Annotated in this window: 13 protein-coding genes and 3 pseudogenes; 6 read left to right on the top strand and 10 right to left on the bottom strand. The window is 58.0% G+C overall.

What is annotated here, in order from left to right:
- Window positions 1-394: 394 nt before the first annotated feature.
- Complete coding sequence (locus tag ACXPVS_RS20615; RefSeq protein WP_458511581.1) at window positions 395-5,302, top strand: NAD-glutamate dehydrogenase; 4,908 nt, start codon at window positions 395-397, stop codon at window positions 5,300-5,302.
- A gap of 64 nt (window positions 5,303-5,366) precedes the next feature.
- Here ACXPVS_RS20615 and ACXPVS_RS20610 read toward each other — a convergent pair.
- The 4 genes and pseudogenes from ACXPVS_RS20610 to pdxR form a co-directional block, all read right to left on the bottom strand.
- A pseudogene (locus ACXPVS_RS20610) lies at window positions 5,367-5,880 on the bottom strand (ATPase).
- A 228-nt stretch (window positions 5,881-6,108) separates the two neighbouring features.
- Entirely contained in the window at window positions 6,109-6,519 is a 411-nt protein-coding gene (locus ACXPVS_RS20605; protein ID WP_458511580.1) for a cupin domain-containing protein, read from the bottom strand.
- Between the two features lie 188 nt (window positions 6,520-6,707).
- The gene (locus ACXPVS_RS20600) at window positions 6,708-7,001 is read right to left on the bottom strand and encodes an antibiotic biosynthesis monooxygenase family protein (RefSeq protein WP_458511579.1); all 294 of its coding nucleotides are present in this window, start codon (window positions 6,999-7,001) and stop codon (window positions 6,708-6,710) included.
- 123 nt (window positions 7,002-7,124) lie between these two features.
- Window positions 7,125-8,558 carry a MocR-like pyridoxine biosynthesis transcription factor PdxR gene (gene pdxR, locus ACXPVS_RS20595; protein WP_458511578.1) on the bottom strand — a complete coding sequence of 478 codons (1,434 nt, stop codon included), beginning with the start codon at window positions 8,556-8,558 and terminating at the stop codon, window positions 7,125-7,127.
- A 207-nt stretch (window positions 8,559-8,765) separates the two neighbouring features.
- Between pdxR and ACXPVS_RS20590 the strand changes: the two genes are divergently transcribed.
- Together ACXPVS_RS20590 and ACXPVS_RS20585 are read left to right on the top strand one after the other, a co-directional pair.
- On the top strand, window positions 8,766-9,206 hold the full coding sequence (locus ACXPVS_RS20590) for a carboxymuconolactone decarboxylase family protein (RefSeq protein WP_458511577.1): 441 nt from the start codon (window positions 8,766-8,768) through the stop codon (window positions 9,204-9,206).
- An 87-nt stretch (window positions 9,207-9,293) separates the two neighbouring features.
- A pseudogene (locus tag ACXPVS_RS20585) lies at window positions 9,294-9,386 on the top strand (GNAT family N-acetyltransferase); the annotation flags it as partial.
- 1 nt (window position 9,387) lies between these two features.
- Here ACXPVS_RS20585 and ACXPVS_RS20580 read toward each other — a convergent pair.
- The 3 genes from ACXPVS_RS20580 to ACXPVS_RS20570 all read right to left on the bottom strand — a co-directional run bounded on the left by ACXPVS_RS20580 (window position 9,388) and on the right by ACXPVS_RS20570 (window position 12,577).
- Window positions 9,388-10,080 (bottom strand): aspartate/glutamate racemase family protein, encoded by a 693-nt coding sequence (locus ACXPVS_RS20580; protein ID WP_458511576.1) that lies wholly within the window; start codon window positions 10,078-10,080, stop codon window positions 9,388-9,390.
- An 89-nt stretch (window positions 10,081-10,169) separates the two neighbouring features.
- A complete protein-coding gene (locus ACXPVS_RS20575; RefSeq protein WP_458511575.1) occupies window positions 10,170-11,102 on the bottom strand; it encodes a halovibrin HvnC in 933 nt (310 codons plus the stop codon).
- Between the two features lie 101 nt (window positions 11,103-11,203).
- The gene (locus ACXPVS_RS20570; protein ID WP_458511574.1) at window positions 11,204-12,577 is read right to left on the bottom strand and encodes a hypothetical protein; all 1,374 of its coding nucleotides are present in this window, start codon (window positions 12,575-12,577) and stop codon (window positions 11,204-11,206) included.
- Window positions 12,578-12,831: 254 nt separating this feature from the next.
- Here ACXPVS_RS20570 and ACXPVS_RS20565 point away from each other — a divergent pair, with 254 nt between their 5' ends.
- Complete coding sequence (locus ACXPVS_RS20565) at window positions 12,832-13,326, top strand: hypothetical protein (RefSeq protein WP_458511573.1); 495 nt, start codon at window positions 12,832-12,834, stop codon at window positions 13,324-13,326.
- A gap of 140 nt (window positions 13,327-13,466) precedes the next feature.
- Window positions 13,467-14,198 (top strand): annotated as a pseudogene (locus ACXPVS_RS20560) (hypothetical protein); the annotation flags it as partial.
- A gap of 41 nt (window positions 14,199-14,239) precedes the next feature.
- On the opposite strand, the gene ACXPVS_RS20555 reads toward ACXPVS_RS20560, so the two are convergent.
- The 3 genes from ACXPVS_RS20555 to ACXPVS_RS20545 all read right to left on the bottom strand — a co-directional run bounded on the left by ACXPVS_RS20555 (window position 14,240) and on the right by ACXPVS_RS20545 (window position 18,104).
- Window positions 14,240-16,591 carry a tetratricopeptide repeat protein gene (locus tag ACXPVS_RS20555; protein WP_458511624.1) on the bottom strand — a complete coding sequence of 784 codons (2,352 nt, stop codon included), beginning with the start codon at window positions 16,589-16,591 and terminating at the stop codon, window positions 14,240-14,242.
- A gap of 284 nt (window positions 16,592-16,875) precedes the next feature.
- The gene (locus tag ACXPVS_RS20550) at window positions 16,876-17,904 is read right to left on the bottom strand and encodes an HAD family hydrolase (protein ID WP_458511572.1); all 1,029 of its coding nucleotides are present in this window, start codon (window positions 17,902-17,904) and stop codon (window positions 16,876-16,878) included.
- Window positions 17,905-17,969: 65 nt separating this feature from the next.
- Window positions 17,970-18,104: a hypothetical protein gene (locus ACXPVS_RS20545; protein ID WP_458511571.1), complete on the bottom strand. Its 135-nt coding sequence runs from the start codon at window positions 18,102-18,104 to the stop codon at window positions 17,970-17,972.
- Window positions 18,105-18,406: 302 nt separating this feature from the next.
- Between ACXPVS_RS20545 and tpx the strand changes: the two genes are divergently transcribed.
- Window positions 18,407-18,907: a thiol peroxidase gene (gene tpx / locus ACXPVS_RS20540; protein WP_458511570.1), complete on the top strand. Its 501-nt coding sequence runs from the start codon at window positions 18,407-18,409 to the stop codon at window positions 18,905-18,907.
- The last annotated feature ends 100 nt before the right edge of the window (window positions 18,908-19,007 follow it).

Raw genomic sequence — 19,007 nt, 5'->3', positions numbered from 1 at the left:
GGGTGTTGCTGGTCATTTCTGGTACTGATGTGGCGCAAAACCGGGCTTAATCCCCCCGTTTTACCGTGCGACTGCTAGTGTTGTTCGATGCACAAGGCGCAAGCTGCGTACCGATGACCGAATATGTCGCAGCGCTGCAAGCACGGGCCTTGCCGCACTGGTTAAGCTGCGCAACGGATGAGCACCTGTAAAGGCATTGCGCTGCACTTTGCCCAGTCGTTTTTGCAGATGCCCATTCATGGACGGTGAATGTGACCTGAGTGTCTCGTCCAGCTTCACCCACCTGTCATCCTGTTTCCTCTGCCCGAGAATCAGGAACAGAGTGACGGATCACCCCCAAAGGGGTTTGCACGCGACGCTTCCATCAATAACAAGCCCAAGCGGAGTACCACAGATGGCGTTCTTCACCGCAGCCAGCAAAGCCGACTTCCAGCACCAACTGCAAGCGGCACTGGCGCAGCACATCAGTGAACAGGCACTGCCACAAGTGGCGCTGTTCGCGGAACAATTTTTCGGCATCATTTCCCTGGACGAGCTGACCCAGCGTCGGTTGTCCGACCTCGCCGGCTGCACCCTTTCTGCGTGGCGCCTGCTTGAGCGCTTCGATCACGCGCAACCGCAAGTGCGCGTTTACAACCCCGATTACGAACGTCACGGCTGGCAGTCGACCCACACCGCGGTCGAAGTGCTGCACCACGACCTGCCATTTCTGGTGGACTCGGTGCGCACCGAGCTGAACCGTCGCGGCTACAGCATCCACACCCTGCAAACCACTGTGCTGAGCGTGCGTCGCGGCAGCAAGGGCGAGCTGCTGGAAGTCCTGCCGAAAGGCACCCAGGGCGACGACGTGCTGCAAGAGTCGTTGATGTACCTAGAGATCGACCGTTGCGCCAACTCGGCCGAACTGAATGTCCTGAGCAAGGAACTGGAACAGGTTCTCGGTGAAGTCCGCGTCGCGGTCACCGATTTCGAACCGATGAAAGCCAAGGTCCAGGAAATCCTCACCGGCCTGGACAACAGCCAGTTCGCTGTCGATCCTGAAGAAAAAACCGAAATCAAAAGCTTCCTGGAATGGCTGGTGGGCAACCACTTCACCTTCCTGGGCTATGAAGAATTCGTGGTTCGCGATGAAGCCGACGGCGGCCATATCGTCTACGATCAGGACTCTTTCCTCGGCCTGACAAAATTGCTGCGCACCGGCTTGACCTACGATGACCTGCGCATCGAAGACTACGCCGTGAACTACCTGCGCGAACCGACCCTGCTGTCGTTCGCCAAGGCTGCGCACCCAAGCCGTGTGCACCGTCCGGCTTACCCGGATTATGTGTCGATCCGTGAAATCGACGCCGACGGCAACGTCATCAAGGAATGCCGTTTCATGGGCCTGTACACCTCCTCGGTGTATGGCGAGAGCGTGCGGGTCATCCCGTACATCCGCCGCAAGGTCGAAGAAATCGAACGCCGTTCCGGCTTCCAGGCCAAGGCTCACTTGGGCAAGGAACTGGCTCAGGTGGTTGAAGTGCTGCCGCGCGACGACCTGTTCCAGACCCCGGTCGACGAACTGTTTGCCACCGTGATGTCGATCGTGCAGATCCAGGAGCGCAACAAGATTCGCGTGTTCCTGCGCAAAGACCCGTATGGCCGTTTCTGCTACTGCCTGGCCTACGTGCCGCGCGACATCTACTCCACCGAAGTGCGCCAGAAGATCCAGCAAGTGCTGATGGATCGCCTGAAAGCCTCGGACTGCGAGTTCTGGACCTTCTTCTCCGAGTCCGTGCTGGCCCGCGTGCAACTGATTCTGCGTGTCGATCCGAAAAACCGTTTGGACATCGACCCGGTGCTGCTGGAAAAAGAAGTGGTACAGGCCTGCCGCAGCTGGCAGGACGACTACGCGAGTCTGGTCGTCGAAAGCTTCGGCGAAGCCCAAGGCACCAACGTGCTGGCTGACTTCCCGAAAGGCTTCCCGGCCGGTTACCGCGAGCGTTTCGCCGCGCATTCGGCTGTGGTCGACATGCAGCACCTACTGAGCCTGAAAGAATCCAATCCGCTGGTGATGAGCTTCTATCAGCCAATGGGTCAGGCCTCCGGTCAGCGCGAACTGCACTGCAAGCTGTATCACGCGGATACCCCGCTGGCGTTGTCTGACGTGTTGCCGATCCTGGAAAACCTTGGCCTGCGCGTGCTGGGTGAATTCCCATATCGCCTGCGTCACAACAGTGGCCGCGAGTTCTGGATTCACGACTTTGCGTTCACCGCTGCTGAAGGCCTGGAACTCGACATCCAGCAACTCAATGACACCTTGCAGGACGCTTTCGTCCACATCGTGCGCGGCGATGCCGAGAACGATGCGTTCAACCGCCTGGTACTGACCGCCGGTCTGCCATGGCGCGATGTCGCGCTGCTACGAGCCTACGCCCGTTACATGAAGCAGATTCGCCTGGGCTTCGACCTCGGTTACATCGCCAGCACCCTGAACAACCACACCGACATCGCTCGCGAGTTGACCCGGTTGTTCAAAACCCGTTTCTACCTGGCTCGCAAGCTCGGTACTGACGATCTGGAAGACAAGCAGCAACGCCTGGAACACGCGATTCTGAGTGCGCTGGACGACGTCCAGGTGTTGAACGAAGACCGTATCCTGCGTCGCTACCTGGACCTGATCAAGGCCACCCTGCGGACCAACTTCTACCAGACCGACGCGCTCGGTCAGAACAAGTCCTACTTCAGCTTCAAGTTCAACCCGCACCAGATTCCAGAGCTGCCGAAGCCAGTGCCGAAGTTCGAAATCTTCGTTTACTCGCCACGCGTCGAAGGTGTGCACCTGCGCTTCGGCAACGTTGCTCGCGGTGGTCTGCGCTGGTCTGACCGTGAAGAAGACTACCGAACCGAAGTCCTGGGCTTGGTAAAAGCCCAGCAAGTGAAGAACTCGGTCATCGTGCCGGTTGGCGCGAAGGGCGGCTTCCTGCCGCGTCGTTTGCCACTGGGTGGCGGTCGAGACGAGATCGCGGCTGAGGGCATCGCCTGCTACCGCATCTTCATCTCGGGGCTGTTGGACATCACCGACAACCTGAAAGACGGTGCACTGGTACCGCCGGCCAACGTCGTGCGTCATGACGACGACGACCCGTACCTGGTAGTGGCTGCGGACAAAGGCACTGCAACCTTCTCCGACATCGCCAACGGCATTGCCATCGACTACGGCTTCTGGCTCGGCGATGCGTTCGCCTCGGGCGGCTCGGCCGGTTACGACCACAAGAAAATGGGCATCACCGCCAAGGGCGCGTGGGTTGGCGTTCAACGTCACTTCCGCGAACGCGGCATCAATGTCCAGGAAGACAACATCACCGTGGTCGGTGTCGGCGACATGGCCGGTGACGTGTTTGGTAACGGCTTGTTGATGTCCGACAAGCTGCAACTGGTCGCAGCGTTCAACCACCTGCACATTTTCATCGACCCGAACCCCGAGCCGGCCAACAGCTTCGTCGAGCGTCAGCGCCTGTTCGACCTGCCACGTTCGTCCTGGTCGGATTACGACACCAGCATCATGTCCGAAGGCGGCGGGATCTTCTCCCGTAGCGCGAAAAGCATCGCGATTTCCCCGCAGATGAAATCGCGCTTCGACATTCAGGCGGACAAGCTGACCCCGACCGAGCTGCTGAATGCCTTGCTCAAGGCACCTGTGGACCTGTTGTGGAATGGCGGTATCGGTACTTACGTCAAAGCCAGCAGCGAAAGTCACGCCGATGTCGGCGACAAGGCCAACGATGCACTGCGCGTGAACGGCAACGAACTGCGCTGCAAAGTCGTGGGCGAGGGCGGTAACCTCGGTATGACGCAGCTGGGTCGTGTCGAATTCGGCCTCAATGGCGGCGGTTCCAACACCGACTTCATCGACAACGCCGGTGGTGTGGACTGCTCCGACCATGAAGTAAACATCAAGATTTTGCTGAACGAAGTGGTTCATGCCGGCGACATGACCGACAAGCAACGAAACCAGTTGCTGGCGAGCATGACCGACGAAGTCGGCAACCTGGTTCTGGGCAACAACTACAAGCAGACTCAGGCGCTGTCTCTGGCGGCACGCCGTGCCTTCGAGCGGTTTGCCGAATACAAACGTCTGATGAACGATCTGGAAGGCCGCGGCAAGCTGGATCGTGCCATCGAGTTCCTGCCATCTGAAGAAGCGATCAACGAGCGCCTCGCGGAGGGCCATGGCCTGACCCGTGCAGAGCTGTCGGTGCTGATCTCCTACAGCAAAATCGACCTCAAGGAAGCGCTGCTCAATTCTCAGGTGCCGGACGACGATTACCTGACACGCGACATGGAAACCGCTTTCCCGCCGAGCCTGGTGAGCAAGTTCTCCGACGCCATGCGCCGTCACCGTCTGAAGCGCGAGATCGTCAGCACCCAGATCGCCAACGATCTGGTCAACCACATGGGCATCACCTTCGTTCAACGACTGAAAGAGTCGACCGGCATGAGCCCGGCGAATGTAGCGGGTGCCTATGTAATTGTTCGGGATATCTTCCACCTCCCGCACTGGTTCCGGCAGATAGAAGCCCTGGACTACCAGGTTTGCGCTGACGTGCAACTGGAACTGATGGATGAGCTGATGCGTCTGGGCCGTCGCGCTACGCGCTGGTTCCTGCGCAGCCGTCGCAACGAGCAGAACGCTGCCCGTGACGTCGCGCACTTCGGTCCACATCTGGCAGCGCTGGGGCTCAAGCTCGACGAACTGCTGGAAGGCCCGACCCGCGAAGGCTGGCAGACCCGTTATCAGGCGTACGTTGCGGCTGGCGTTCCTGAGTTGCTGGCGCGCATGGTTGCAGGCACCACTCACCTGTACACCCTGCTGCCGATCATCGAAGCGTCCGACGTGACCGGTCAGAACGCAGCCGACGTGGCGAAGGCTTACTTCGCCGTGGGCAGCGCGCTGGACATCACCTGGTACCTGCAACAGATCAGCGCCCTGCCGGTTGAAAACAACTGGCAGGCCCTGGCCCGTGAAGCGTTCCGCGATGATGTCGACTGGCAACAACGTGCAATCACCATCTCCGTCCTGCAACAGGGCGACGGCACCCAGGACGTGGAAACCCGTCTGGAGCTGTGGATGCAAGAGCACGAAGGCATGATCGAACGCTGGCGCGCCATGCTGGTAGAAATCCGTGCCGCCAGCGGTACTGATTACGCCATGTATGCGGTGGCCAACCGTGAGTTGCTGGATCTGGCGTTGAGTGGTCAAGCGGTAGTGCCTACTACTGCCGCTGTCACTGCCGGCGCTGAGTTGGAGCCGGTTGCCTGATCAGGCGCTGAATGAAGAAGCCCCGTCTCGAAAGAGGCGGGGCTTTTTTTTGTCTGAACGATCTTTACTGCAACTTTATGCCCATAGTGTTATTGAGCATCGACACTTTATCTGTCGGTCGGGTCAATAAATTACTGAGCGGCTGATCAAATTGTTGCAGGGCCTTGACTTGCACCTTCTGTTGTTCATTTATATCGGCAACTATTTCTTCGCTGCGTTTATAGTCCGCCCATAACGGACTCAGTTTTTTAACGTCATGACCTTGTGCAGTGCCGATGTAGTTGAAATGGCTATCGTAGAACGCGGCGCTGACATTCGCGCTGATATCCGAACTGCGCGACGTCATCAGTTGGCTGCGTGTGTCAACGACGGCGACCACGTCCGGTTTGGCGGTGGCGACGTAGGCATCGTGAATCGACTGCACCAGCAGGCTCTGGCCAAAACCAGTGCCGGCTGCTGCGACCCACCGGCTCGGTGAAGATGCCGTCGAGCGAAGAAACAGCCTTCGGTGCAGTGGGTATTGAGCAGCCTGTTAAAAGAGCCGTTATCGTCAAGGTGCTGACAAGTGCAAGTTTCATGGTGTTTCTCCCGTGAAACAACTTGAGTCGGAAAGTTAATATGCCGGACACAGGTGGCGGTGATTCAAGGTTAAACCTGTCTCGACTGATTGGAATGGCCAGCACCTTTGCGTGTTGTGTGATCCATAGTTTTATTTGGTTTTAACCTCTCCAGTTAATGACGCCCGGAAATAAAGAGGCCCGAATTCGTAGTTCAGGCCTGATTATGTATGGCTGCGAGTTCAGCTATCAGTTTTCCAAGGGGATCAATACTTTTTCGTCCGGGGACAACACCATGAACACCAACAGTTTGGCAGGCTTGGTTGCACTGGCATTTTTGGAGACCAAATGTTCCGATCCCGCCGGTTCGTACCAGAATTTACCGGCCTTGTAGGTGATCGCTTTTTGACCTTTCACTTGAGAAATGATCGAGCCCGAAAGGACGTAGGCCATGGCCGTGCCCTCGTGCTTGTGGGCGATGGACGATTGGCCGGGTTTGTAGTCGACTTCGATCATCAACGCTTTTTTGCCTGGCACGTTTTGCAGCATTTCGTCCTGCACAATGGTGACTTTTTCCGAAGGGTCGTGGGCGAATGCCGCGACGGAAAAGGTCAGCGCCAGGGCAGTGAGGGGAGCAGCACAGCAGCGGAAGGCTTTCATGGGTATCACCTGCTTGGTTAGTCGTCAGGGACCACAGTAAGTCTCGACCAAGGCCAATCAAACAGCCAATTATCGTGAAGGCGAGGGGACCAATCATGCGCGTTGGAAAAACAAGATCGCCGCCTCCAGCCACTCCTGCAGGGGTACCCATTGCCCTGTAGGAGTGGCCGAAGACGGCGATCTGATTTTTAAACGATAGGGAAACTGTTGAAATCGACGGCGTTGGCCAGGCGGCTGTCGATCAGGCCGATAAAGCCTTGTACTTCAGGGCAGTTGAAATGCATTTGCATGGCCGCTTCCGATTGCCAGTGGGCGCTGACCGTCCAGCGGTTGTCGTCCTCGGGGCAGCGGTCGACCATATAGGAATCGCAGCCCGGTAGTTCGCGCAGGGTGTCGACAATTTTTTGCAGTTGCTTGCCCAGTTCGTCCGAGCGGCCGGCGGCGGCCTGCACCTTAACGGTATTGATCACTTCGTAGGACATTGCTCACACTCCTGAATCAGGCCGGACGAATCCTGCTCATTGAGGGATAACGCTTATGCAGGATAGGCCTGCATCCCCGGACCACCAATAGCCAATCGCGGGATAAAAACGCAGACCAATCTATCAGGCGACCTGCTGCAAAATGTCCCGCAGGCGGTCCAGGGCGATGTCGATGTCCAGGGTTTCAATGGCGCCAAAACCCAGGAAAAACCCCGCTTGCGGCGCTTGTTGATAGAAAAAGCTGTCGATGGGATACACCCCGACTTCAACCTGCTTTGCAAGTGTGATCACCAATGGAATATCGATAGACACTTTGCACATAACCACCATGTGGAACCCGGCGGTGGTCGGGACAGCCTCTAGCCACGGTGAAAGATCGCCGGCCATGCGCTGGAGGATCCGCTCACGGCGTCCGGCATAGATCGTATGGCAGCGCCGGATGTGCTTGAGCAGACAGCCTTCGGCGATGAACTTGGCCAGCGCCCATTGGGGCAGGGTGGAGGTGTGCAAGTCGGTGAGCTGCTTGGCGCGAATGACCGCTTCGAGTATGGCCGGCGGCAGGATCGCATAACCCAGGCGCAACTCCGGCAGCAGGGTTTTCGAAAAGGTCCCGACGTAGGCGACGATGCCGCGTTCGTCCATGCTTTGCAGCGAGTCGGTGGGCCGGCCTTCGTAGCGGAATTCGCTGTCGTAATCGTCCTCGATGATGATCGCGCCCAACTCATGGGCCCGCTCCAGCAGCGCCACCCGGCGCGCCTGGCTCATCGGCATGCCGAGCGGGAACTGGTGGGACGGCGTGACGTAGATCAGCCGGGTGCCAAGGGGGATCTTGTCCACCTGAATGCCTTGCGCATCCACCGGGACGCCGATCACCGTAGCGCCGTGGGTACCGAACAACAGGCGTGCGGGCGGATAGCCGGGGTCTTCCATGGCGACAATGCTGCCAGGACGCATGAGCACCCGGGAGATCAGGTCCAGTGCCTGTTGCGCGCCGTTGCACACCACCACGTCTTCGTCCTGGCAATTGACCCCGCGAGAAAACGCGATGTGCCGGGCGATCGCGTTGCGTAACGCCGGCAGCCCTTCGGGCAGGCTGTAGAAACCCTTGGACGCAGAAATCTGGCGCAAGGCATGAGCGGTGCAGCGCCGCCAGTCATCCTGGGGGAACTGGCCCTTGCTGGTGGCGCCGCCGATGAAGTCATAGCGCAACGAGCCTTCCAGCGTCGGATGGCGCAGAAACACCGGCAGGTTGCGCCAGGACTCGATGACCTCGGCACTGGCCAACTCCGAATGGCTCTGTTTACGGGTGACTTTCGCCGGTCGGGCGTTGACGTAGGTGCCTTTGCCGATGACCCCGGTGAGGAGGTTTTCGTAGGTCAGTTGCGTGTAGGTGTCGGAAATGGTCTTTCGGGAAATACCCAGTTGTTCAGCGAGTAAACGACTGGGCGGCAACTGCGTCCCGGCTGCCAGACGGCCGGATTCGATGGCACTGCGCAGTTGGTTGTACAACTGGCCTGCCAGGTCCTTGCGGCCGTTGATGACAACGTGAAGTTCCATACCGGCGAGGCTCCTGGGGCGATTGAGGCGCGTGTGCGTCGGGCCAGATTACCCGCATGAGCGCCTGCGCAAAAGTTGCGTGGGCGAAAAACCTCCGATTGGTCTGGTGCCTGAATGGTCCACGGGTATTTCGCAGAATTGGATCTGTAACGCCTGCGTATCAACGTCTACCTTGGGGGGCACACATTCGATCCACGAGGTCACTCCATGAACGCCCGCCTGGATTACTACAGCGCATCGCCTAAAGCGATGAAAGCGATGATTGCCATGGAGGCCTTGACCAGTAACCTCAGCATCGAGCCGGCGTTGCTGCACTTGATCAAGATTCGTGCCTCGCAACTTAATGGCTGCGCCTTTTGCACCGACATGCACTCGGTGGATGCCCGGCGCCTGGGCGAGACTGACCGTCGGTTGTATTCGATCGTGGTCTGGCGCGACAGCGGCTTCTTCAATGGGCGAGAACGCGCGGCGCTGGCCTGGACCGAAGCCGTCACCTTGCTCTCTGAAAACCATGTGCCGGACGAGGTCTACGCGCAGGCCCGGGAGCACTTCAACGAAGGCGAGATGGTCGACCTGACCATCGCGGTCACCACCATCAACAGCTGGAATCGACTGGCGGTGAGTTTTCGGCAAACCCCTGGAGGCTGAATCGATTTTCCGGCCCGAGTGTCACGTCAGGCGAGGTCTGGCGCACGGGTCGGGGGTCGGACAACGAGCGTGTGGTGCCCCGGTGCCGAAGGGCTGTTTCGAGACTACGCCGTGCGTGATGGCGGATGGGTTGATGCCTTGAGCATGGCGCGCCTGCGTCGCACACCCAAGGCCGGTTGAGTCACTCACTCAACGCGAACGCCACCGCCGCCCGCGCATGCAGTTCGGTGGTGTCGAGCAGCGGCAGTTCGCTGTGCTCGGGTTTGATCAGCAGGCCGATTTCCGTGCAGCCGAGGATGATCGCCTGGGCGCCACGTCGGGTCAGTGATTCGATGACCTGCTGATAGACCTTGCGTGACGCCTCGCTGACCACCCCGACGCACAACTCGTCATAGATGATCCGGTGGACGGCCTGACGTTCATCGGCCTCCGGCACCAATACGGTCAGCCCCATTGAAGTCAGACGCTCCTTGAGGAAATCCTGTTCCATGGTGAACGCTGTGCCGAGCAATCCAATCTTCAGCGCGCCGGCCTCGACGGCAGCTTGACCCGCCGGGTCGGCGATGTGCAGAAACGGAATACTGATCGCGGCCTGAATCTGCCCGGCCACTTTGTGCATGGTGTTGGTGCACAGCACCACGCAATCGGCACCGCCGACTTCCAGCCTGCGCGCAGCCTCCATCAGAATCGCCGCAGCATCGTCCCAGCGCCCGGCGTGCTGGGCCTGTTCGACAGGGCCAAAGTCGACGCTGTACATTAGCAATTTCGCCGAACGCAGCGGCCCGAGCTGGTCGCGTACCTGCTGATTGATGAGACGGTAATACTCGGCGCTGGACTCCCAGCTCATGCCGCCGATAAGGCCAATGGTGCGCATTGCAATCTCCCGATGAAGTGGCCTGCTTGACGTGACAGGCGGGCAGGGGAGTGTCGGTTTCTTTGGTGCTGCGTACCAGTGGTTAATACTTATTGGGTCACCACTTGATCTGCGGCCACGTATGCAAAGGAGGCGGTGCCGGTCGCACTTTCGGGGGGGGTGAGCCGAATGATCGGTACCACGATTTTCGGGTTGGTTGAGTTATAGAAATCTCTTTGATTGTACTGAGCGTCGGCAAGACCCGCGTTTGTCCCACCAGCAACAAAGAAGAACGCCATGATCGGTAATGTGTTTGGGCGACCTGCTGTCCAGGTTTTGATCAGTATTTCGTTATGCTCGCTGAATCCCTTGGCACCCAGCAGGGATTTCGCTCTGACAGACTGATAGAACGCGGGGCCCGCCAATGCGTTGCGATTATCCTTGACGTCGAAACCACATGAGCGCTGGTTTGGAGTACCACCGGGTAAATCCCATACGGCTTTCCATTGTTCAGCAGTGGTCACGCTGGCGTTATGGCAAATCTGGCTTTGAACGGGATAAGAAGGATGGGCGACGCAGACTGCCGTTTCGTTTCGGGTCCAGGTCCACGCATCCATCGGGTACGAGCACAAATAATCCAGGTCGATCTTGTCGGCGGGTGCTTCAAAGATGGGGTACAGGATAAAACCATTACCGTAGCCCCAGGCCAGTCGTCCAAAGTGGGTATCTGCTCTTAGATAGGAGAATGAAACACCACCACTTTTTATCGACGTGGGGCTGGGGTCCCATACTTTATATCGGTTGTTCGGGTCTTTTACTGTCACCCTGAGTGTGATGCCCGAACACAGGAACGCAGGTTGTGAATCGGATTTGTTGCAGTTGGCAAATTTTCTGCGGTAAAACGTATTAAGTTGTGTTGCGACAGTGGTCCCATTTAGCGTGCTGGCGTTGTTGATGGCCCCTATTTCATTTTCTGACTGTCGATCGAAATGGCTGCAGCCCGCTATTAAAGCAAATAAAAAAGATCCGATTATTTTAAGCATGACAATCCCTTGGTGGAAGCTGTCGCCGAAGTGGCGCGGCTTCAATAGCGCGTTTAATTTTTTTGCGCGACTTAACTAAGATGGATCTGCATAAGTGAGGACTACAACGTAATCCTCAAACCCCATGAGAAAATAGTCGGTTCATTCGCGCCGGTCTTTTTAAGCGTGCAGTTGAACATGACCGGGAGGCCGCTGTTTTCAGTCAGCCATGATCGAGGGACCGCTATATTGGTGTAAGACGGCTGGATAATGTTGAACTCTTCACTGTAACGAGTGACTTTACCAAACACGGCAAGGCGCACTTTGTAATCGCCATCCAATGTGGGGTAATACGCCCTGATGTTAAGTTTGTCTGAGGAAAGCGTGGGCTCTGGAAGGTGATGCTTTTGGTGGGTGACCCTGATGCGTAACGCTTCAGAAGATAAATTATTGGTCGTGCCTGGCAGCCGGACGGTGTAACTGACCTGCGCACCGGTGCCAATACAATCGACAACTTCCAGCCTGGGAATCAGGAATCTCAAGCGCTGCCCTGCAAAGGAGACAGTTTGTACCTCGCTGCCATACGTCGAGTTTCGCCCGAGCCAATAGACTTTGACGGTTTGTCCGCGGACGGAGCCGGTAAAAGCAACTTCGACGGTGGCGGACGTGGCGTCGTAAAAGTCTTTTTCGAAGTTTAATACAGTACCGTTCTGCTCCTTGGCTTCCAGCACGTTGGGTGGCTTCAGATCGAGTTGTTCTTCTTTCAGGTGTACGTCTACTTCGATACTCGCGGACATGCCTGATGTATTGCCTAGTTGATCAGTGACCATGAACCAGAAGCGGGTGCGCGGGTTGTCGCCGGTTTTTTCAAACGTAGCGGTGTAGAGCGTCTCGGTTACAACCGGACGGCCTGGAAGGGCTTCGCCGGGAGAAACGTTATGATCAACATAGGCGGTGCCCACGGTCAGTCGTATGTCGTCATGGGCGCGTCTGTTGGGATAGTCGAACCCGACCACCACACCGTGCTCTGCCTGGGCTTTATCCACGCCGTGGGTCTGCACATCGGCGGAGATCTGAACCTTGCTCGCCGAATGGCCGGGTTCTCCTGGGGCAAAGGTGTGGTAAAGAACGTTTAACTTCAGGGACTCTTCGGGTGTTGTTTGACCAATCCTGCGAACTTTGTAGAAGATCTCGTTGACACCGTCGTGAAGGATGCCTCGAGGGATGTACAGTTGAATACGATCGTTTTCCTTGCCCGCCTCAATATTTTTGCCCGTGATGGGCGCTGCTCTGCCGACGACGAATAGATCGACGCGGTCGTTGGGCGCCGCATTGAGCCAAGGGTCCATAATGCATAAGAGACCCTCAAGATGTTCGTTGAAAAGGGAAAGGGGAATGCCCCCGTGTGGATTGGAATCATGAATGACCGGTGTTTTCCACCCTGGGATGATCACCGGGAAAAGGACCAGAGCATTGCTGTTGGTTTGATTGCCCATCACCTGTCTCCTTGAGATGCTCACCATTCCTTTATGTAGGTGGTGGGTCTATCAAACACCGGCTCAAGCGAGTTGGCTACTGGCACATCTGACAGGTAAAGCCTTATAAGTTGTGTATTCGGTACCGTTTGTCGTAATTTTTCGTGCCGTGCGTTCATCCGTCTTCGTTTTGGTTTTAGTTTTAATTGAACAGTCCAGTGCTCAATCTGCCATGCTCAAAAACCGCAGCACCGTTTCAACAAAGGAACACCGCAATGGACGACGTACAGCAACTGGGTGAGATGCTTCGCCATTACGCAGAAAGCGAAGCGCACAAGAAGCAACTGTTCGAGTCGCAATCGGCCGTGTGGGCGACGCGCATTGGCGAACTGTTTGATCAGATCCAGCAATGGCTGGAACCGGTGCAGGTGCCGAATTTGCTGGAGGTGAGCCGCGAGGTCTATGTGGCCTCGGGGCCGAGCGTTCCGGTCGAAACGTCGGGCTTCAAAACCGAAAAGCTGTCCATTATGATCGCCGGTAAACCGGTGGAAGTAGTGCCGGATGTGATGGGTGCCGGTGGTCAGATTTCACTGGCCGTGATGGGTCTGACGGCCGCGCGCTACGGCAGCATTTCGCTGGTGTGCCTGCCACCGTCCAGTAGTTGGCAATGGCGCAAGACCAATGGCTTAAAAGACCCGGATACCTTTGCCTTTGATGCGAACTTTTTGGCGCAGCAGTTGCAGAGCCTGATTCCCCGCGAGCGCAGCTGAATCCTCTAAGACGGGCACGGACCCCTGTGGGAGCAAGCTCGCTCCCACATTGATCGGCGTGGCTTCAGACGCCTTGACGGTCCTGCCCGTCGCCAGTTCCTCCCGCCGCGCCACATTGAGGCGATGTACAGCACCGTGCCTGCGGCACGCCGCCCGCCGCCGATGCGCTGTCGCTGGGCAAGGATCAGTTGACCCTGCGCCTGGAACCGCTGCAATGGTCCTACGGCGCCACGCCGATTTTCCTCGAACAGGTCAGGATCAAGTCCCTGAGCCGTAACCTCGCCTCAGAGAACAAAAGCGCGTACGCGGAGCTCGAACCGCGACCGATCGGCGTACAGGGACGCGCCACCGAGTTTCCCTTCGACACCTACCGTTATGGCTACAAACCGGTGCTGTATTACCTCAAGGGCAATGAGCGCATCGACCTGCGCTTCCGCCACATCACCACGGTGATGGAGATGTCGAACACCTTTACACCCATTCAGAAGTACAACCGCGCCGAATACATCAACGAGAAACATTCGTTGGTTCGCGGGGAAGACTACAAACCCTACGCCACCCAGGAATGCGCGTTCAGCGTCGAGCGCAAAGGCTCGTTCAAGGTGATCGTCTTGTTGTTGCTGCTGGTGATGTGCCTGCCGCTGATGCATGTGTTTTATCGCGACGAGCCGGGCATCGATTTTCTCGCCACGCTGGTGAGTATCGGTGCAGTCCGGATATTGCTGGTCGGGCCGTTGCAGGACTTTCAGCTGTACAACATTGACTTCCTGTTTGGCGCGGCGATTTTACTGGTGGGCACGGTGTCGTTGATCAAGGCGATGCGGGCAAATAGTCGGCGGGAGTTGGCGGCGAAGCGTGGGTCGTCCTGGTAATTCAGAACCGAGATTGTTGTCGTCTGAGCCAAAGACCCCAATCATTTCAACGCCGGATCCCCCCTGTTTATTTTCTTCCAGCCTTGCAGTAGCACTTGTGCCTTCGATGCCTGCCCGTTTTCCAGGTAGTACTGGATTAACGACAACCGCGCATTGCGATTGGCCGGTTGCACTTTCAGCAGCCGCTCCAGCGCTTGGCAGGCCTCATCGACCTTGCCGCTGTCATGCAACGCCACCGCCAACACATAACCGTACTGGGCGTTCTGAGGTTCCAGTTGCACGGCTTTGCGCAGGGCTGGCATGGCCAGGGCGGAGTTGCCCGCGCGCACCCGCGACAGGCCTTGAGTGTGTTGCAACAGGGCGGCATCCGGATGTGTTTTCAGGCCCTGCTCCAGCAGTGTCTGAGCTTCCTGACCGCGCCCGTTCGCCTCCAGCCATTGCACCAGCGTCACCAGCGCCGGGTAGAAATCCGGATCGCGCTTGAGGGCGGTGCGCAGCAGCGCTTCGACTTCACCGCTACGACCGCTGGCTTGATAGAGCATGGCCAGGTTTAGGTTGGCTTCAGCGCGCTCGGCCAGGCTCTTCTGGACCTCCTCGTATTCGGCGATGGCTGCATTCCAGTGGACCTGGGCGCTGCCTAACCCATTACGGGCCACGCTCAGCAGATCCCGGGCCGCGACAATCCGCACAGCCTTCACCGGATCAGACAGCAACGGCGTCAGCAACGACGCGCGCGCCGGTGGCGGCAGAAGCGCGCTGATCGCCCGAACGGCGCTTTCGCGCACTTGCGGTGCCGGGTGGCTCAAGTCCGTGGTGGCCAGTTTCAATGCCTGTTCGCTTGGGTACAGCGGTAACTCGGCGAGCAGGGTGGCGCGCTGAATCGCTGGCAAGTTGCTGCGCTGAAGCTGCTCGTACAAGGCTTGTGCCGCGCCCGGCTGACCGTTGCGAATCAGCCACAGGCTTTCGTCGTAACGCGGTACCTGCGCGAGGGGGGTGTTCCATCGCTGGAATTGCTCGGCGACCTTGTCGCCAGCCTTGCCTTGGTGACAGGTCAGGCAAGCGTCCGGCGTGCCGAGTTTTTTCGCCCGCTCAGGGTTGGGGATGCTGAAACTGTGGTCATGTCTGAAGTCATTACCCATGTAGAACTTGCCGGGCATGTGGCAATCCACGCACCGTGAACCCGGTTGGCCCATGGTGTGGCGGGTGTGTTCGATGGAATCGTAGTTCTTCGCTTGCAGGCCTGTGCCGTCAACACTCGCGATTGAAGTGTTGCCGGCGATGTTGTGGCATTGCAGGCAGACCCCGTTGTCCGGCACCTTGAGCTCGGTGCTGTGCGGGTTGTGGCAGTTGCTGCAGCGCACGCCCTTGTCGAACATTTTGCTCTGGGCGAAGGAGCCGTATTCGAACACTTCGTCTTTGATTTTGCCGTCCAACGCGTACAACTCGCGGGTCAAGGGGCTCGGCAGGTAGTCATCCATCAGGCGCTTGCCGACGGTGAATCCGTCACTCAGTGGTGCGCGACGCGAGTGGCAGCGAGCACAGGTTTCGAGTTCGATGGTGGCGCTCTCGTCCTTCAAGTCGACGGCAAAACCGGCATGGATCAGGTCACCTTTTTTTGCTGTCCATTCCAGGTGGTTGGAGGCTGGGCCGTGGCAAGCCTGACAGCCGACACCGAGGCTGTTCCACTGACGCTCGAAGGTGTTTTTCGCCGCATCGAAATTGCGTTTGTAACCGGTGGTGTGGCACTCGACGCACATGAAGTTGGCGTTCTGGCTCGGCTTGCTCCAGTGCAGCGGGTCTTTGAAGTTCACACCCTCGCCCGGATAGAGGTGAAACCAGCGGTGCTTCTCGGTATCCCAGGCCACACCGAGGGCTTGCAACCGACCTTCGCCGACCTCGATCAGGTATTGCTGCAACGGCGCGATACCGAAGGTGTAGGCGACCTTGAAGTCGGCATTATTTCCGTCTACACCAGGGGCGTTGACCCAGAACCCGTCGCCCTTGCGCGAGAAACGGGTGGTTTCGTTTTCCGCCTTGAAGGTGACGTTATTGAAGTCGCCCAGCATCGTCTCGGCATTGGCCTCCTGCATCGCCAATTGGTGATGAGAGCCTTGCCAGTCCTTGACCTGCTCGCTGTGGCAGCCTTGGCATGGTTGCTCATCGACCATTGTTGCCGGCGCCATGGCGACGGGTTGCGGTTTGGCCGGCTGAGCGGCCGGAGTGCTGACAGGTGCATAGGTCACGGGGGCCGGTTTGCTGTTGAACAGAAACCAGCCGATGCCCGCGACGGCCAATAGCAAGACGCCGAGGGTGACGGGAAACAGGTAGCGGTTAATCAAGGTCGGTGGCGAATCAGGGCTTGGCTTTACCGCTTTATTTGTATGTTTCGGCATGGCGACTTCCATCGTCCGGGTGACATTGAAGTGGTTGCCGCCAGAAGTCGGCGCCCTGCCTTTGAGCAGCGTTCCTTTCGCGTCGGTATCCGACCAGGAGAACTGGTTCGGGCCGTTTATGGTGTTGTCGGCGATTTTAAGGCCAGCGTCACTCTGTTCGTTCATCGAATGGCGAATGTGAGTGAACCCGTGCATGCGGGTGGTGTTCATCCAGACGAAGAACGGTTTGTTCGCCTTGGTCTAAGCGCGACAAACGTATCTTGCTGTTCTGCGTGTACGCTTTTTTATTGCGCGTGCTCGGGTAGGGCGGCCTCGAAGGGATAGATCCGGCGCCATTCGGCGGCCATATCCACGATAGTCCAACCGCGGGTTTTTGCTTCATCCAGGGCCTTGTCCAGACGACCGATCCGGGATTGACGGTCGTAGGCCCATTCGCGTTTGGCGTCGGTGTGATGCACCAGACCCATGAAGCGTTTGCCCGGCCCGGCGGCAGTCCACTGCAACATTTGCAGGTCGCCGTCGGAGTTGCCGAACGCGAGGATCGGCCGCCGGCCGATGATCGCGTCGATGCTTTCCGGTTTGCCCGGGCCGTCATCGTTGTGGGCCAGTTGGGTGGTGCGCAGGATCGACGCTTGGCCGTCCTTGAACTGGTAGGCGGTGACAAACGTGGTGCCGATCACTTGTTCCGGCGGGATGCCGTAGACCTTCTCGGCGAAGGCGCGCATGAACGCGGTGTCGCCGCCGGAGACGATGTAGGTTTTGAAATTCTGGCTGCGCAGGTAATCGAGCATTTCCAGCATCGGCTGGAAGATCATTTCGGTGTACGGCTTGCCGGTTTTCGGATGGCGCGCCTGGGTCAGCCAGGTTTTGGCGTAGTCGTCGAAGGCTTCGGTGGTCATGCCGGTGTGGGTGGCACCGAAGATTTTCAGGATGCCATCCATGCCTGCCTCGCCCAGGGCCTTGTGATCGTTTTCAAGCACGGCCTTGAAGGGTTGGGTGGTTTTCCATTCCGGGTGCTGCGGTGCGGTGCGCTTGACCTCTTCCAGGGCAAACAGCAATTCGAAGTACATCGGCTGCTCGCTCCACAGCGTGCCGTCGTTGTCGAACACGGCGATACGATCGGCGGGTTTGACGAAGTCCTGGCTGCTTTGATCAGTCACTGCCTGGACAAACTCGATGATGTTCTTTTTCGCCGGGCCGTCGTTCCACGAGGGCAGGGGCTCGCCGGGCTGGGCCAGCGCCGGCAAGCTCAGTGCAAGGGTTAACAGCAACGTCAGTCCGTAACGGTGACGCAACGATATCGGGTTCGTCATGGGACCTCCTTCTCGTGAACGGGATTGAGTGGACGCAGTGCCGGTGCAGCTGATGCTGTGTCGCGTTAGGCCTGACTATGCAGCGTAGCCAAGGATTGCGTGTGGGGGGGCAGCGCCTGATCTTCGACGGGTTGATGGCTGTAACAGTCGCGCAACAGGTCGTGCAGGCGCGGACCAAGGGTCGTCAGTTTCAGGCCCATGCGGCGGGTCCAGGAGTTCGGCGTGGTCGTGGGGTGGCATTGATCAGGTCGATCAGGTAGCGGTCGATGACCGGGGACAGCCGCCGCTTTTCCTGCTCCCGCAGTTCTGGTGTGAACTCGGCCCCGGAATCCTGATTCGTTTCTCAGCAGCAAGCTCGCTATACGGTTGTGGAGGCAGGTTGTATCCAATGTGTGCGACAAGACATCACAATTTGTATCTGGGCATAGGTCGTCGGGCCATTTCGTGGTTAACTTCGGCCTCTTCAAAATTCTCTACAACAACGTTCAGAAGGACTCCGATCATGGCTCAAGTCACTCTTAAAGGCTCCCCGGTTCAAGTCAACGGCCAACTGCCACAAGCCGGTTCCAAGGCGCCAGCCTTTTCCCTGGTTGCCGGCAATCTGTCCGACGTGACGCTGGCGAGCTTCGCCGGCAAGCGCAAAGTGCTGAACATCTTCCCAAGCGTCGACACCCCGACCTGCGCGACTTCGGTTCGCAAATTCAACGCCCAGGCCAGTGATATCGCCAACACGGTCGTGCTGTGCATCTCCGCTGACCTGCCGTTCGCTCAAGCTCGCTTCTGCGGCGCCGAAGGCCTGGAAAACGTACAGAACCTGTCGACCCTGCGCGGTGCCGAGTTCATCGAGAACTACGGCGTGGCCATCGCTGACGGCCCGCTCAAAGGCCTGACAGCCCGTGCTGTCGTGGTTCTGGACGAAAACGACAATGTTCTGCACAGCGAACTGGTCAAGGAAATCGCTGAAGAACCGAACTACGAAGCAGCCCTTGCTGTTCTGAAGTAAGCAGCTTTTACATGTGTTAACGGCCTGGCACTGTCCAGGCCGTTTTCATTTGTGATTCAGTGTCTTGGCCAAACATCCTGTTACGTAAGCCGAAGGTAAA

It is taken from the genome of Pseudomonas sp. Ma2-10 (assembly GCF_054330215.1).
Note: the sequence above shows the minus strand (reverse complement) of the source record. Positions and strands in the feature narration are given on the sequence as shown.

Excerpts from the sequence above, each read along its gene's own strand:
- ACXPVS_RS20575 (WP_458511575.1), bottom strand. The coding sequence starts at position 11,102 with ATGCTTAAAATAATCGGATCTTTTTTATTTGCTTTAATAGCGGGCTGC.
- ACXPVS_RS20600 (WP_458511579.1), bottom strand. The coding sequence starts at position 7,001 with ATGTCCTACGAAGTGATCAATACCGTTAAGGTGCAGGCCGCCGCCGGC.
- ACXPVS_RS20565 (WP_458511573.1), top strand. The coding sequence starts at position 12,832 with ATGGACGACGTACAGCAACTGGGTGAGATGCTTCGCCATTACGCAGAA.
- ACXPVS_RS20580 (WP_458511576.1), bottom strand. The coding sequence starts at position 10,080 with ATGCGCACCATTGGCCTTATCGGCGGCATGAGCTGGGAGTCCAGCGCC.
- ACXPVS_RS20545 (WP_458511571.1), bottom strand. The coding sequence starts at position 18,104 with ATGGGCCTGAAACTGACGACCCTTGGTCCGCGCCTGCACGACCTGTTG.
- ACXPVS_RS20590 (WP_458511577.1), top strand. The coding sequence starts at position 8,766 with ATGAACGCCCGCCTGGATTACTACAGCGCATCGCCTAAAGCGATGAAA.
- tpx (WP_458511570.1), top strand. The coding sequence starts at position 18,407 with ATGGCTCAAGTCACTCTTAAAGGCTCCCCGGTTCAAGTCAACGGCCAA.
- ACXPVS_RS20555 (WP_458511624.1), bottom strand. The coding sequence starts at position 16,591 with ATGCCGAAACATACAAATAAAGCGGTAAAGCCAAGCCCTGATTCGCCA.
- pdxR (WP_458511578.1), bottom strand. The coding sequence starts at position 8,558 with ATGGAACTTCACGTTGTCATCAACGGCCGCAAGGACCTGGCAGGCCAG.
- ACXPVS_RS20550 (WP_458511572.1), bottom strand. The coding sequence starts at position 17,904 with ATGACGAACCCGATATCGTTGCGTCACCGTTACGGACTGACGTTGCTG.
- ACXPVS_RS20570 (WP_458511574.1), bottom strand. The coding sequence starts at position 12,577 with ATGGGCAATCAAACCAACAGCAATGCTCTGGTCCTTTTCCCGGTGATC.
- ACXPVS_RS20615 (WP_458511581.1), top strand. The coding sequence starts at position 395 with ATGGCGTTCTTCACCGCAGCCAGCAAAGCCGACTTCCAGCACCAACTG.
- ACXPVS_RS20605 (WP_458511580.1), bottom strand. The coding sequence starts at position 6,519 with ATGAAAGCCTTCCGCTGCTGTGCTGCTCCCCTCACTGCCCTGGCGCTG.